Here is a 13,315-nt window from a genome sequence, read left to right as displayed (position 1 = left end):
GGCTGACGAAGCCGAATCGGAATACTTTCCGGGGGCCCCATAACAAGGGCAAACGCATCTTCGTTTCGGATTCAGTTTTCAGGTGATCAAGCCTGGTATGTATATTCCCTGATAGCTCAGTTGGTAGAGCACTCGACTGTTAATCGAGTTGTCACAGGTTCGAGTCCTGTTCGGGGAGCCATCTGGAGAGGTGTCCGAGTTTGGCCGAAGGAGCACGATTGGAAATCGTGTAGGCGCCACAAGCGTCTCGAGGGTTCGAATCCCTCTCTCTCCGTAGTATTACCTCCCTTAAAGGGAGTAAGATTTACAGCATGGCCCGTTGGTCAAGGGGTTAAGACACCTCCCTTTCACGGAGGTAACAGGGGTTCGAATCCCCTACGGGTCACCATTATTCCTTAAATAAAGATTGACTTTATCAGAGGGAAATGATATGATATAAAAGTTGCTGGTTTTGATGGAGGCTTAGCTCAGCTGGGAGAGCATCTGCCTTACAAGCAGAGGGTCGGGGGTTCGATCCCCTCAGCCTCCACCATATATATTTTTTACTGACGCGGGGTGGAGCAGCCCGGTAGCTCGTCGGGCTCATAACCCGAAGGCCGCAGGTTCAAATCCTGCCCCCGCAATTCATTATGGAACCGTGGTGTAGTTGGCCTAACATGCCTGCCTGTCACGCAGGAGATCGCGGGTTCGAATCCCGTCGGTTCCGCCATTAGTATTACAATTTTCTTGGCTCGGTAGCTCAGTCGGTAGAGCAAAGGACTGAAAATCCTTGTGTCGGGGGTTCGATTCCCTCCCGCGCCACCATGATTATTACAATAGAATATGCCGGTGTAGCTCAATTGGTAGAGCAACTGACTTGTAATCAGTAGGTTGGGGGTTCAAGTCCTCTCGCCGGCACCATCTGTGGAGGCTTAGCGAAGTGGCCAAACGCATCAGACTGTAAATCTGCTCACGTACGTGTTCGGTGGTTCGAATCCATCAGCCTCCACCATCTTTAGGGGCATAGTTTAAAGGTAGAACAACGGTCTCCAAAACCGTTGGTGTGGGTTCAATTCCTGCTGCCCCTGCCAATGAAATACTTTAAAGCTTAATATGGCGGCCGTGGCGAAGGGGTTAACGCACCGGATTGTGGTTCCGGCATTCGTGGGTTCGAGACCCATCGGCCGCCCCATTACTTTACAAGTATTCACTTGACTCAATGTAATATCAGTTTAATATGGCGACTGTGGCGAAGGGGTTAACGCACCGGATTGTGGTTCCGGCATTCGTGGGTTCGAGACCCATCAGTCGCCCCTTTTATTATTACAAATGAATGTAAAATGAATATTGGGGATTAGCCAAGCGGTAAGGCAACGGACTTTGACTCCGTCATGCATAGGTTCAAATCCTATATCCCCAGCCATTTATGCGGACGTGGCTCAGCGGTAGAGCATCGCCTTGCCAAGGCGAGGGTCGCGGGTTCGATTCCCGTCGTCCGCTCCATTTTATGGCGCCATAGCCAAGTGGTAAGGCAAAGCTCTGCAAAAGCTTTATCCCCAGTTCGAGTCTGGGTGGCGCCTCCATTGATTTTTAAATGATCAACTGAATACGCCGGCGTGGCGGAATGGCAGACGCGCTCGACTCAAAATCGAGTGGGAAACCGTGGAGGTTCGAGTCCTCTCGCCGGTATAGCTAAAGAGTGCAATGGAGATATTCTCTAATGCACTCTTTTATTTTTATGGACATAACTGCCTATCCCTCTAACTTCAGCAGCAGCTGTTGTATACGTATGGACACACCCGTTGGCTCTTCTTCCATGCCGCATACGATCGAATCTTCAATGACCCCAACTACCCTGAGGAGTTCATTGTTTAATACGTTTTTATTCGCTTTTATCAGTGATTATAGTTTCAAGCTGATTATAGACCCTGTTACAAGCACATGAAGGCATTATTTATCTGATCTGTTTATAGGTGTTCCAGCTTACAATAAGATGTCCGATGGCAAAGACTGCGGCAGCTGCAGCAAAGAGAAGAGAGTGTATCCATAATGCAAGCAGACTGAAATAGAGGACTGGGAATACGGCCATAGGTAAACGAAGCGGGCCCAGCGGTTTAAATAGCATGCCAAATGGTCTGCCGGAACGGTAGTAGCGTACCCAGCACATATAATAAAAGATTAAGCAGATTAACATTAACCAGCTTAAAGAGGTTACGGGCTGAACAGCAATTCTGTGTCCAAACAGGATGGGCAAAGAAAAGCAGCTAATCTGACCGGCCCGTTCCAATATAGTAAAGATTACAGGCGGAGCAGTGATTGATGACGGGACATAACGCGGAGCAAAGAAGATAAACAGCAGATTCGGCAGCAAAATTAAAAGTGGCAGGATAAACCCTATGTAGTGTAACCCCATTATCAGGCTCCGTTCTCCTATTGAATAATGAGTTAAAAATAGCGCAAGGAGCCGCAGGCTGTCAAAGCATTCAGTCACTGCTGTTAAAAGAAGCAAAGCAAAGAGTACTCCACCTGCCGTCGGGGCTGGTAAAGTACTCTAATTTTTTTATATAGGTGCTATAGGGCTCGTCCGCTGCTTAAGGCAGCTTATTGCCGGCGGCACGGTAAATTTCGTACCATTCCTGACGGGTCAGGGTAATGTCAGAAGCTTTGGCGATATCGAGCAGACGCTGTGTGTTTGTTGTTCCGACAATCGGCTGCATGCTGGCGGGATGTCTTAACAGCCAGGCGATGGCGATTGCGGTGTCAGCGACTCCTTTTTCAGCTGCCAGACGATCGATTACTTCATTCAGCTCAGGGAATTTGTCATTGCCAAGGAATACGCCTTCAAAGAAACCATACTGGAATGGGGACCAAGGCTGGATTGTCATGTCGTGCAGACGGCTGTACTCCAGGATTCCTCCGTCATGCACAACAGAAGCGGAATTGGTCATGTTCACATTGAAGCCGGCATCAATCATTCCGGACACCATGATGCTAAGCTGCAGCTGGTTGAAGAGCAGGGGCTGTTTGACGTTCTTTTTGAGCAGCTCAATTTGCAGCGGGTTCAGGTTGCTGACACCGAAGTGCTTGACCATACCCTTTTGCTCCAGGTAATCAAAGGCTTCCGCGACCTCCTCAGGCTCCATCAAAGTGTCCGGGCGGTGCAGCAGCAGTACATCAACATAATCGGTCTTGAGGCGCTTCAGGCTGTTCTCAACCGACTGTACGATATGATCCCTGGAAAAGTCGAAGAATCCGTCACGGATTCCGCATTTGGTCTGAATCAGCAGCTGGTCGCGCATACCCGGGCTTGCTGCAACTACATCTCCAAATACCTCTTCAGCTTTACCGCCGGCATAAATATCCGCATGGTCAAAAAAGTCGATTCCCGCTTCAACTGCACTGTGAATATGGACATCCGCTTCCTGTGGGGAAAGCTCGGCGATCCGCATACATCCTAGAGAGATTTCTGCTACCTCAAGCTGGCTGCTGCCTGCTTTGATTTTGTTTACCACTGTACATTCACTCCTCATTTGTAAGGTTCCTCATTCAGTGTAGACCTTAGAGTTAAGTGTAAGTCAAACAGATTTTTGAAGCGCTTTTAATTGCAGAGAAATGGTGTTACCTTAGAGATGGGCCGTAGCCTTACGGCAGAAGGGAGCTGCAATCTTGGGATACAGCATAAAGACAATATCACAAAAAAGCGGACTGAGCCAATATACGCTGCGTTATTACGAAAGAGAGGGTGTACTGCCTGAAGTATCCCGGGACGAGAATGGAAACCGTTGTTTCCATGATGAGGATCTGGAGCTGATCTCGCTGATCTGCTGTCTGAAGGACACCGGAATGCCGATTGCCGACATTAAACAGTTCATCTCGCTCACCAAGGAAGGGCATAGCTCACTACCCGAGCAGCGCAGACTGCTGCAGGAGCACAAAGTGCACATTGATGAGAAGATTAAGTTTTTTCAGACCTTTGCGGAGAAGGTAGAGCATAAGATTGCTTATTTTGCTTCGCTCGAGGAACAGGCAAAGGCAGAAAACAATTAATTCCAGAACGTGATGAATGTCGCTGATATGCTTGGAAGTATGCCGGAAAAAGCCTGAATTGTTAGGTAATATAACATACAAATTGGCTTTTTAATGACGAACTGCTTAAGTGTCTTGACGGTAATATCTCTGATGATATGATTAGGGTAATTAAGAAAGGGAATTCAAGGATATTACGTTACTAAACATAACATTTGCTTGGATAACTTTCTTGGATGTACTAACAGAATAAGCTCTTGTATAAGCTCATTAATCGGTTTGAGCGTTTCGACCAGGCGACCGTAAATTGCCCCAGGCTACAAGAGGTGCAGGAAAAGGATTTACTGTTCTGTGTCAGGCAAGTATGCCCGGCGCATGTATGGTGTCTACCCTGTACCTTTTGTGACCTGGGGTTTATTTGTTGTGCGCAGATTTGGAGAGCCGTGATGTTAGTACAGTCTAACGGATTACCCTATAAACTTGAAGAAGAGGTGCGTATTCATGAGTTATGATCTGATCATTAAAAATGCCAACATTCCGCAAGGCGACAGACAGGTGCTGACAGACATTCTGGTGAACAATGGAGTGATCGTGGGCTTTGCCAAAGATATTGAGGCGGATGCGGCTGAGGTCATTGATGCCGGGGGCAAGCTGGTGCTGCCGGGCGTTATTGATTCGCATACGCATTTTAATGATCCCGGGTTTACGCACCGTGAGGACTTCGTGACCGGAACGGCCAGTGCCGCAGCCGGCGGGGTAACGATGATTGTAGATATGCCTTGCTGCAGCGTTCCGTCAGTACGTTCAGCGGATAACCTGTTTAACAAGCTGAATGCGCTGGAAGGCAAAGGGATTGTCGATTATGCGATGTGGGGCGGTATTACAGGTGAAGACGTACGTAACAACGTGCTGCCGGAGATTATCAGTGAACAGGTGGCTAACGGGGTAGTTGCCTTTAAAGTATATATGACGCCATCGGTGCCGAGCTATCCGCGTGTAACTGATCCTGAGATGCTGGAGGCTTTTGCCGCTGTATCGCCTACAGGGCTCCCGATCGGTATCCACGCCGAAAACTTTGCCATCTGCGATTATTTCACTAACAAGCTGAAGGGCGAAGGCCGTCTGGACTACCCGGCCTGGGCAGAAGCGCGTATGGCGCTTGCTGAAAAAGCGGCGATCCAGCTCGGTATCAGCTTCGCTGAAGAGACAGGTGCCCGGCTGCATATCGTGCATATGAGTACAGGAGCAGGGAATGAGCTGATCCGTGAGGCCAAGCTGAAGGGAACCAAGGTGACTGCGGAATCCTGTCCGCACTACCTGACGCTGAACGCGGTGGATGCGATGACCGAGTTCGGTACGTTCGCCAAGATTGCACCGCCGCTGCGCACTGCAAAGGATAATGAAGTGCTGTGGCAAGGGCTGGCGGACGGAACGATCGATTTCATGGCCACCGACCATGCCCCTTATGAAATTGCCACTGAGAAGGATGCGCCGGGCATGGATGTCTGGACTTCTTTCCCGGGGATTCCTGGGGTAGAAACACTGGTGCCGATTATGATCAGCGAAGGCTATAACAAAGGCAGACTGAGCCTGTCCCGGCTGGTAGAGCTGCTGTGCACGAATCCGGCAGTTCACTACGGCCTGTATCCGAAAAAAGGGGCGCTTGAGATCGGTACGGACGCTGACTTCACCATTGTGGACCTGGAGAAAGAATGGACACTGGATAAGGACCAAATGCACTGCAAGCCGAAATATACACCGTTCCACGGCATGAAGCTCAAAGGCAAGGTGGATAAAACCATCGTACGGGGCACGTTGGTATATGACGATACGCTGGGTGTTGTAGGCAAGCCGGGCCACGGTGAATATGTGAAGCGCCAGACGATCAGCGAGCTTCCGCGGCTGCTGAAATACTAAACCGAGAGGAACGTGAACCAAATGGGAAAACACGCCATAGTAATCATTGATATGTTAAATGATTTTATTCATCCGGACGGAGCGCTGACTTGCCCGAACGGTGCAGGGATCGTGCCCGCACTGCAGGATCTGATAGCCTTCAGTCATGAAAATGAGATTCAGGTGATCTTCGTGCAGGAAGCGCACCGCCAAAACGATGCCGACTTCCGCGTCCGCCCGGTTCACGCCATCAAAGGCAGCTGGGGATCGGATTTCATCGCCGAGCTTACACCGGATGAGTCGAAGGGCGATTATGTAGTGCAAAAGAGACGCCATAGCGCGTTCAGCTACACGGATATGGATCTGTTCCTGCGGGAAGAGGGCATCGATACGGTGGCTGTCACTGGTGTATGGACCAATGTCTGCGTCCGCTCAACGGCATCTGATGCAATGTACCATACGTACAAGGTAGTGTGCATCAGCGACTGCTGCGCCTCCAAGGATGAGGAGATGCATCAGTCGGGGCTGCGCGACATCGGGATCTTTGGCGAAGTGGTAACGCTGGAGCAATATAAAGAGAAGTACGCGGTGGTAAAAGGCTAAACATAGAACAGTGGTGAAGCTGATCAATTAAAAAACAGCCCCTGTATCTCCCGGAGTGGATTCCGGTGATGCAGGGGCTGTATTGCGGTTTAAGAGAACCGCTGCCGGTACTGGCGCGGCGAAATGCCCTCCAGCTTCATGAAGCTGGAGCTGAAGTAAGGCGCCTGGTTGAAGCCGACCTCCTCGGCGATCCGGGCGATCGGGAAGCTGGTCTGCATCAGCAGCAGCTTGCTCTGCTCGATCCGGTAGCGGAGCAGGTATTCCATCGGCGAGCAGCCGTACTCCCGGTTCATGCAGCGGGCGATGTAGACCGGATGGAAGTTGAGGCAGTCGCCCAGCATGCCAATTGTAATCTCCTCGCGGTAATGGGCGCGGAGAAAGGAGGCCGCCTGCTCCGCACAGGCGGTGGACTGCGACGCGGACCGCTCACGGTGCACGGAGGCGGAGAGCTGCAGCAGCACCTCCTGGAACAGCATCTGCTGCTTGAAGCGGACGGCATCCAGGTGGGCGTTAACCTTAAGGAGCTCGAGCTGGGCGAGCAGCTCCTCCATCCTGGCCGGCTGCAGCAGCGTCATATACTGCGACAGCCGGAGACTGAAGGTGCGGGCATTATACAAGTTGTAATGGGCAGACTCCTCCGTGGTATCCCGTTCACGGGGAGCTTCAGCATGACAGCTTGCAGAACACCACGGACCCGAGGTTTGAAAGTGGAGCCAGTAGTGGGAGCCGTCTTCCCGGCAATCTGCGGTACCGTAATGGTGGCAGTCCGGGCGGAGAATCAGCGCTTCTCCTGCCCGGACTTCATAGGTTCGGTCCTCTTCGCCAACATAGAGACAGCCTCCCGGACCACCAGCAGGTCGAACACCTTAATGTTATGGCGGTTCACATGGCGGAAGCCCTGCGAATAATTCGTAAGTCCGCTAATAATGTAATGTGGCAGCGGAGGGCTGGAAAATTGAAGCAAACTCATGGGATCCTCCTGCAGATCAGGTTTAGAAATTGAAAGTTTAGGTTGGGAATTTGCTACATTTCCCCGAGTATATCACCTATAATTTACTCCTAGCAAGGTAATCTGCAGGCAGGTTACAAGGGTACTATCCAAGAGTGCAGCAGGATGAGGGGGAGTTCATTTAGTGAAACCCAACGTGAAACTGAAGACAGGAAACGTCGGGCTCTGGGTGCTGGCCTGGCCGATCTTTATTGAGATTTTTCTGCAGACGCTGCTGGGAACCGTGGATACCATTATGGTCAGCCGCATTTCGGACGATGCAGTGGCGGTCGTCGGGATATCGAACCAGCTGTTCGGGGCGCTGACAACATTGTTCACCACCTTTGCCGGCGGGGCGGGCATTCTGATTGCCCAGCGGCTCGGATCAGGGCGGCAGGAGGATGCGCGTGTAATAGCAATAATGGGAGTTACAGCAAGTACGGTGCTGGGACTTATCGTCAGCGTCATTATGTTTCTGTTCGCCGATCCGATCGGCGGAGCGCTGAATATTTCCGGAGAACTGATCCCGCTTGCCCATGTCTATCTGACTTATGTCGGCGGCGGTTTATTCCTGGTAGGACTGACCGCTTCCCTGGGCTCGGCTATCCGCAACACGGGTAATACACAGGGGCCGATGTATACAGGGGTTGCAGTCAATGTGATCCACATTATTCTGAATTATATTTTTATCTTCGGGATGTTCGGGCTGCCACAGATGGGACTGGGCGGAATCGCCATCTCCAATGTAATCAGCAGAGGGCTTGGCGCAATAGTCCTGCTGGTGATGTTCTGCGGCGCCTTTGAACGCAGAATCCGGCTGCGGGACTTCGCTACCTTCAAGCGGAAGCTGTTCGGGGAGATTGTGAAGATCAGCTGGCCGCTGGGGCTGAATTCTTCTGCCTGGGTAGTCTCACAGTTGGCGATTTACTCCTTTCTGGCCATGCTGGGAGCAAAGGAGCTGGCGGCACGCACTTACCTGAACACGCTGGAATCCTTCTGCTTCACCCTGGGCTATGCGGTAGCGATGGCAGGCCAGATCCGGATAGCGACCTTGTTCGGCGCACGCCAGCTGTCCGAGGTCTACCGCAGCGCGTTCCGGACGCTGTATATCGGGCTGGCGATTGTCAGTGCTAATGTTGTGCTGCTGTTCGCTTTTGGCAAGTCCCTGCTTGGAATGTTTACGGTGGACGGGGAGATTATCTCGATCGGGGTGACGCTGCTGGCGCTGAACCTGCTGCTGCAGCCCTGTAAAATGCTCAACATGGCCATGGGCAACGCGCTTAACGCTATCGGGGATACCCGCTATACGATGACGATCTCGCTGATCAGCATGACGCTGATCGGGATCGGAGGGTCTTACCTGCTTGGCATCAGCTGGGGCTGGGGGCTGGTCGGTATCTACTGCTGCATGATTGCCGATGAGGCGGCGAGAGGGGTGCTGGTGCTGCGGCGCTGGCGCGGGCGGAAGGTGCTGTATGCAGCAGAGTCGCAGGATGGAGGCCAGCAGGCTGTCCAGTGCAAAGCGGCTGAGGCTTCTTTTTAAACAATTAAAGTTGTAGAATGGGCGATTTACCCCGGTGCTTTCTTCTGCGGAAGAGATGCCGGGGCTTTTTGGCATGCGTATATAGTCCATTATCCTGTGATCCTGCACAAAAGTTGTAAAAGTTCACCCGCAGAACCGCAACATAATACAGGAATACCCTGAACGGCTACTGTTCGGGCGGACGGGGCTTTTCTATACTTGGGGCATATACAGGCATAGGAGAGTGAGGGCTTTGAGACAGCGCAAACACAAGACCGGAACACCGCTGGCCATAGAGCTTCCTTTACAGGGAGGCGGTCCGGCAGCTTCACCGCTGGGGGCTGGCACAATAAAGAAGAAAAAGAAGGGATTTCTGCATGAGCTGATCCATAACCGGGTGCTGTTCCTGATGCTGCTCCCGACACTGCTGTTTTTCCTCGTAAATTCGTATTTTCCGATGGTAGGCGTCTATTATGCGTTCACCCAGTTTGACTTCAACTCCGGGCTGTTCGATGCGCCGTTCGTCGGCTTCAAGAATTTTGAATTCCTATGGAAGTCCGGCACACTGGTGAAGCTGACGCTGAATACGATCGGCTACAATCTGGCTTTTATCCTGCTCGGCAACGTCCTGGCGATTGTCTGTGCGATCCTGCTCAGCGAGCTGCGCGTCAAATGGTTCAAAAAGCTGACCCAGTCGATCATGTTCCTGCCGTACTTTGTATCCTTCGTTATCCTGAGTGTTATCGTCTACAACGTATTCAATTATGATAGCGGTTTCCTGAATACGCTGCTGGCCAGGTTCGGTGCGGGTCCGGTCGATGTGTATAATAAGCCGCTGGTGTGGATTTTTCTGATCATTCTATTTTATCTATGGAAAAATCTCGGCTACAGCATGGTTATCTACCTGGCAGCCATCACCGGAATCAGCGATGAATACTACGAGGCAGCCAAAATCGACGGCGCGCATATTTTCCAGCGGATCTGGTATATCACGGTACCGATGCTGAAATCGACCTTCGTGGTGCTGCTGCTGTTCTCGCTCGGCAGTATTATGAAGGGGCAGTTTGACCTCTTTTATCAGCTGATCGGCAATAACGGGGTGCTGTACAATACAACGGATATTCTGGACACGTATGTATTCCGTTCGCTCAAGGTGACGTTTGACATCGGCATGGCGACGGCTGCGGGGCTCTACCAATCGCTGTTCGGCTTCATTCTGATCATGACGGTCAATTACATTATCCGCAAAATAAACGATGACTACGCGCTGTTCTAGGAGGGGAGAAGAGGTATGCATATCAAAGACGATCATTATACAAGGCTTCTGCAAGGATTAGCGTACGCGGTCATTATTATCGGCTCCCTGGCCTGCCTGATTCCGTTCCTGCTGATTATCTCCGCCTCCCTGACGGCCAATGAGTCGATCATTAAGGATGGCTATCATCTGATTCCGGCGCAGTTTTCGGTCGAGGGCTACAAAACGGTGTTCACCTTCCCGGATGAGGTGCTGCGGGCTTACGGGGTTACGCTGTTTACGACGGTGACGGGTACGCTGCTGGGGCTGTTTTTTATGACGATGGCCGGGTATGTGCTGGCCCGCAAGGATTTTAAATACCGTAATACGTTCTCCTTCTATATCTACTTCACGACGCTGTTCGGCGGGGGGCTGGTGCCCTGGTACATTATGATCACGAAATATCTGCATCTGACGGATTCGTACGGGGCGCTGATTTTTCCGGGGCTGATGACCCCGTTTCTGATTATTCTGATGAAAAACTTCATCCGTTCGGCGGTTCCCGAGGAGCTGTTCGAATCGGCCAAAATCGACGGGGCCGGCGATTTCCGGATCTACTGTCGCATTGTGCTCCAGCTGTCGATGCCCGGCATTGCAACGGTGGGTCTGTTCCTTGCCCTGGCGTACTGGAACGATTGGTTCTCCTCTTCACTGTTCATCAATGATCCGCATAAATATCAGCTGCAGTTCCATCTGTACAATGTCATCAACTCTGCGGCGTTTATCGCCAACATGGGCGCGGGCACCGGCGTCAGCCTGGGCAGTGACCTGCCGACGGAATCCACCAAGATGGCCATGGCCATTGTGGTCACCGGACCGATTCTCTTCCTGTACCCGTTCATCCAGCGGTATTTCGTAAAAGGCTTGACGATCGGGGCTGTAAAAGGTTAGAACCGAATAGTGGAGCACGCTCTTCAAGGGTGTGCCTGTTGTCCGGCTGACATAAAAGGAAGTTTTGCAAATCAGGAGAACAAAACTTTTAGGAGGGTTCATGATGACAAAGAAAGCAGGCCGAAGATCTCTGGTTACGCTTACAACGGCGGCGCTGGCCTTATCGCTCCTTGCAGGCTGCGGAGGTAACAGCAACGGCGGTAACAGTGCAAACGGGGCAAACAGCGGAGAAGGCGGCAATGCGGGTACTCCTGCGGCAACAGAAAGCGCCAGTACAGCGGCCCCGGCAGAGAGCGGAATCGATCCGTCGAAGAAAGTGGAGCTTCAGTTCTATATGCTCGGGGATGCGCCGAAGGATCTGCCAATCATCCAGGATGAAATCAATAAAATGGCGCAGGAAGAACTGAATGCCACCGTTAAATTCAACTACACCAGCTGGACGGACTGGGATCAGAAATATAAGCTGCTGCTGTCCTCCGGGCAGGCGATTGACTTGATTTTTACAGCGGATTGGACTCAATACCAGTCTTATGCGAAACGCGGCGCGTTCCTGGCAATAGACGATCTTCTGCCTAAGGCTGCCCCTGAGCTGCAAAAGTTCGTCCCGGAATCGATGTGGGAGGATGTGAAGGTTGACGGCAAAATCTACACGGTACCTGCGACTTACAAGGAGTATGTAACCAACGGCTTTGTGTACCGCGAGGATCTGCGCAAGAAATATGATCTGCCGGTGCCAAAGGATCTGGCCAGCTATGAGGCGTACATGGACGGCATTGTCGCGAACGAGCCGGATCTGATGCCGATGTCCCTGAACAGCGATATCGGCAATAATCTGCACTACATTTATACGGAGCTTAACAAAATGGTCGGCGCGCTCCCTTACGGCATGGGCGTGAAGTATGAATCCCCGACAACCGTCTACTCCTACTGGGGCTCGGATGAGCAAAAAGAAGAGCTGAAAACGATGAAGCGCTGGGCGGACAAAGGCTTCATTCCTAAAAACGTGCTGAACATCAAGGACACGATGCAGGACCCGATTACTTCCGGCAAAGCGGCCAGCATGTTCGGGGATAACCCGACCCGTTATAATGACATGAAGATGAAGATCAGCACGACCCATCCCGAGTGGGAGCTGGCGTATTCCCCGTTCGGTCTGACCACCGGTTATGCTACGCCTGTGCATCCGATTCATAACGGTTTTGCGATTCCGAAGAGCAGCAAGAATCCGGAACGCGCGCTGGCCTTCTATGAGAAGCTGGTGCTCGACAAGCGCTACAACCTGCTGACGCAGTACGGTATTGAGGGTAAGAACTACACCGTTGAAAACGGCTATTACAAGCTGGTCGGCACCAGTACCAGCAACGGCTTCTCCCGTGAAGGAATGAACGGCTGGGCCTGGCGGAATCCGGAATACATGCTGTTTGACCAGGGCTTCGACGGAGTAAAGGCAATCTTTGATGAGCTGGATAAAATCCAGAAGCCGGACCTGTTCCTCGGCTTTGCTGAAGACTACTCCTCCTACCAGGCGGAAAAAGCAGCGCTGGAGCAGGTTGAGAAGCAGTACCTCTTCCCGCTGCAGGCAGGGCTTGTAGAGGACATCGACAAGGGGCTGGATACCTTCCTGCAGAAGGCCAAACAGGCCGGTCTGGAGAAGATCCAGGCGGAGTGGACGAAGCAGTGGAATGCTTATGTGGCGGAGAAAGGGATTAAATAACGGAGGATGCCCCGGAGGCCCATGGCCTTTGGGGCTTTTTTGTTGCTGGATGCGTGGGAGCTTGCAGGGGCATTTTGGTGGTTACGCAGCTCCAGGGAATGTTTGGACTTCCGGCCGCTGTTATATTTGGATTTCCTGATTTAAACCGCTGGCTGCGGTAGAAATCCAAATATAAAGGCGGACGCTCCGCTCCTACAGTTCCAAACTTCCCTTCCGCTGCTCCTCACCTTAATGGTGGATACAAGCTCTCTAAGACCGCAAGACAGCAAAGCCCGTCAGCCAGCGGCCTCCGGGGCAGGGGAGGGAGTAGCAGGGAAAAGCCAGTCTCCGGTAGAAAATGGAGACTGGCTCTAGGAAAGTTGGTGTGGCTGGGGATGGAGAGCTTGGTTGGAGGTGGTATGA

At 51.9% G+C, this 13,315-nt stretch carries 11 protein-coding genes, 16 tRNA genes and 1 riboswitch; of the genes, 23 read left to right on the top strand and 4 right to left on the bottom strand.

Annotated features, from left to right (window positions below):
- Window positions 1–105: 105 nt before the first annotated feature.
- From M2108_RS25520 to M2108_RS25445, 16 genes are all read left to right on the top strand, one after another.
- Window positions 106–181: transfer RNA gene (locus tag M2108_RS25520), tRNA-Asn, on the top strand.
- Window positions 182–184: 3 nt separating this feature from the next.
- Window positions 185–274: transfer RNA gene (locus M2108_RS25515), tRNA-Ser, on the top strand.
- Between the two features lie 39 nt (window positions 275–313).
- Window positions 314–388: transfer RNA gene (locus M2108_RS25510), tRNA-Glu, on the top strand.
- A gap of 68 nt (window positions 389–456) precedes the next feature.
- Window positions 457–532, top strand: a tRNA-Val gene (locus M2108_RS25505).
- A gap of 17 nt (window positions 533–549) precedes the next feature.
- Window positions 550–623: transfer RNA gene (locus M2108_RS25500), tRNA-Met, on the top strand.
- Window positions 624–631: 8 nt separating this feature from the next.
- Window positions 632–709 (top strand) — tRNA-Asp (locus tag M2108_RS25495).
- Window positions 710–728: 19 nt separating this feature from the next.
- Window positions 729–804, top strand: a tRNA-Phe gene (locus M2108_RS25490).
- A 20-nt stretch (window positions 805–824) separates the two neighbouring features.
- Window positions 825–900 (top strand) — tRNA-Thr (locus M2108_RS25485).
- A gap of 5 nt (window positions 901–905) precedes the next feature.
- A tRNA-Tyr gene (locus M2108_RS25480) sits at window positions 906–991 on the top strand.
- Window positions 992–996: 5 nt separating this feature from the next.
- Window positions 997–1,070, top strand: a tRNA-Trp gene (locus M2108_RS25475).
- A 25-nt stretch (window positions 1,071–1,095) separates the two neighbouring features.
- Window positions 1,096–1,171, top strand: a tRNA-His gene (locus M2108_RS25470).
- 48 nt (window positions 1,172–1,219) lie between these two features.
- Window positions 1,220–1,292 (top strand) — tRNA-His (locus tag M2108_RS25465).
- Window positions 1,293–1,327: 35 nt separating this feature from the next.
- Window positions 1,328–1,402, top strand: a tRNA-Gln gene (locus tag M2108_RS25460).
- Window positions 1,403–1,407: 5 nt separating this feature from the next.
- A tRNA-Gly gene (locus tag M2108_RS25455) sits at window positions 1,408–1,482 on the top strand.
- Between the two features lie 6 nt (window positions 1,483–1,488).
- Window positions 1,489–1,562: transfer RNA gene (locus M2108_RS25450), tRNA-Cys, on the top strand.
- 27 nt (window positions 1,563–1,589) lie between these two features.
- Window positions 1,590–1,668: transfer RNA gene (locus tag M2108_RS25445), tRNA-Leu, on the top strand.
- Between the two features lie 265 nt (window positions 1,669–1,933).
- Here the strand turns inward: M2108_RS25445 and M2108_RS25440 are convergent.
- On the bottom strand, window positions 1,934–2,488 hold the full coding sequence (locus M2108_RS25440; protein WP_277472133.1) for a hypothetical protein: 555 nt from the start codon (window positions 2,486–2,488) through the stop codon (window positions 1,934–1,936).
- Window positions 2,489–2,570: 82 nt separating this feature from the next.
- A complete protein-coding gene (locus tag M2108_RS25435; RefSeq protein WP_277547407.1) occupies window positions 2,571–3,509 on the bottom strand; it encodes an aldo/keto reductase in 939 nt (312 codons plus the stop codon).
- Between the two features lie 136 nt (window positions 3,510–3,645).
- Between M2108_RS25435 and M2108_RS25430 the strand changes: the two genes are divergently transcribed.
- From M2108_RS25430 to M2108_RS25420, 3 genes are all read left to right on the top strand, one after another.
- Window positions 3,646–4,026, top strand: a complete 381-nt coding sequence (locus M2108_RS25430; protein ID WP_277472135.1) for a MerR family transcriptional regulator — start codon at window positions 3,646–3,648, stop codon at window positions 4,024–4,026.
- A gap of 216 nt (window positions 4,027–4,242) precedes the next feature.
- Window positions 4,243–4,345, top strand: a riboswitch (purine riboswitch).
- 161 nt (window positions 4,346–4,506) lie between these two features.
- The gene (allB, locus tag M2108_RS25425; protein WP_277472136.1) at window positions 4,507–5,922 is read left to right on the top strand and encodes an allantoinase AllB; all 1,416 of its coding nucleotides are present in this window, start codon (window positions 4,507–4,509) and stop codon (window positions 5,920–5,922) included.
- A gap of 21 nt (window positions 5,923–5,943) precedes the next feature.
- Window positions 5,944–6,504 (top strand): cysteine hydrolase family protein, encoded by a 561-nt coding sequence (locus M2108_RS25420; RefSeq protein WP_277472137.1) that lies wholly within the window; start codon window positions 5,944–5,946, stop codon window positions 6,502–6,504.
- Window positions 6,505–6,593: 89 nt separating this feature from the next.
- On the opposite strand, the gene M2108_RS31480 is transcribed toward M2108_RS25420, so the two are convergent.
- Entirely contained in the window at window positions 6,594–7,121 is a 528-nt protein-coding gene (locus tag M2108_RS31480; protein ID WP_346780605.1) for a helix-turn-helix transcriptional regulator, read from the bottom strand.
- A gap of 161 nt (window positions 7,122–7,282) precedes the next feature.
- Window positions 7,283–7,474, bottom strand: a complete 192-nt coding sequence (locus M2108_RS31475; protein WP_346780606.1) for a hypothetical protein — start codon at window positions 7,472–7,474, stop codon at window positions 7,283–7,285.
- 163 nt (window positions 7,475–7,637) lie between these two features.
- Between M2108_RS31475 and M2108_RS25410 the strand changes: the two genes are divergently transcribed.
- The 4 genes from M2108_RS25410 to M2108_RS25395 all read left to right on the top strand — a co-directional run bounded on the left by M2108_RS25410 (window position 7,638) and on the right by M2108_RS25395 (window position 12,913).
- Window positions 7,638–9,035 carry an MATE family efflux transporter gene (locus M2108_RS25410; RefSeq protein ID WP_277472138.1) on the top strand — a complete coding sequence of 466 codons (1,398 nt, stop codon included), beginning with the start codon at window positions 7,638–7,640 and terminating at the stop codon, window positions 9,033–9,035.
- 388 nt (window positions 9,036–9,423) lie between these two features.
- Window positions 9,424–10,290, top strand: coding sequence for an ABC transporter permease (locus tag M2108_RS25405; RefSeq protein ID WP_241781795.1), 867 nt, complete (start codon window positions 9,424–9,426; stop codon window positions 10,288–10,290).
- A gap of 15 nt (window positions 10,291–10,305) precedes the next feature.
- Window positions 10,306–11,199 (top strand): carbohydrate ABC transporter permease, encoded by an 894-nt coding sequence (locus M2108_RS25400; RefSeq protein ID WP_277472139.1) that lies wholly within the window; start codon window positions 10,306–10,308, stop codon window positions 11,197–11,199.
- Window positions 11,200–11,302: 103 nt separating this feature from the next.
- Window positions 11,303–12,913, top strand: a complete 1,611-nt coding sequence (locus tag M2108_RS25395) for an extracellular solute-binding protein (RefSeq protein ID WP_277472140.1) — start codon at window positions 11,303–11,305, stop codon at window positions 12,911–12,913.
- Window positions 12,914–13,315: the final 402 nt, after the last annotated feature.

The organism is Paenibacillus sp. PastM-3, from assembly GCF_029893965.1.
Lineage (GTDB): Bacteria > Bacillota > Bacilli > Paenibacillales > Paenibacillaceae > Paenibacillus_AQ.
Note: the sequence above shows the minus strand (reverse complement) of the source record. Positions and strands in the feature narration are given on the sequence as shown.

Coding starts and splice junctions, on each gene's coding strand:
- M2108_RS25435 (WP_277547407.1), bottom strand. CDS start 3,509: ATGAGGAGTGAATGTACAGTGGTAAACAAAATCAAAGCAGGCAGCAGC.
- allB (WP_277472136.1), top strand. CDS start 4,507: ATGAGTTATGATCTGATCATTAAAAATGCCAACATTCCGCAAGGCGAC.
- M2108_RS25420 (WP_277472137.1), top strand. CDS start 5,944: ATGGGAAAACACGCCATAGTAATCATTGATATGTTAAATGATTTTATT.
- M2108_RS31475 (WP_346780606.1), bottom strand. CDS start 7,474: ATGAGTTTGCTTCAATTTTCCAGCCCTCCGCTGCCACATTACATTATT.
- M2108_RS25405 (WP_241781795.1), top strand. CDS start 9,424: ATGCTGCTCCCGACACTGCTGTTTTTCCTCGTAAATTCGTATTTTCCG.
- M2108_RS25400 (WP_277472139.1), top strand. CDS start 10,306: ATGCATATCAAAGACGATCATTATACAAGGCTTCTGCAAGGATTAGCG.
- M2108_RS25395 (WP_277472140.1), top strand. CDS start 11,303: ATGACAAAGAAAGCAGGCCGAAGATCTCTGGTTACGCTTACAACGGCG.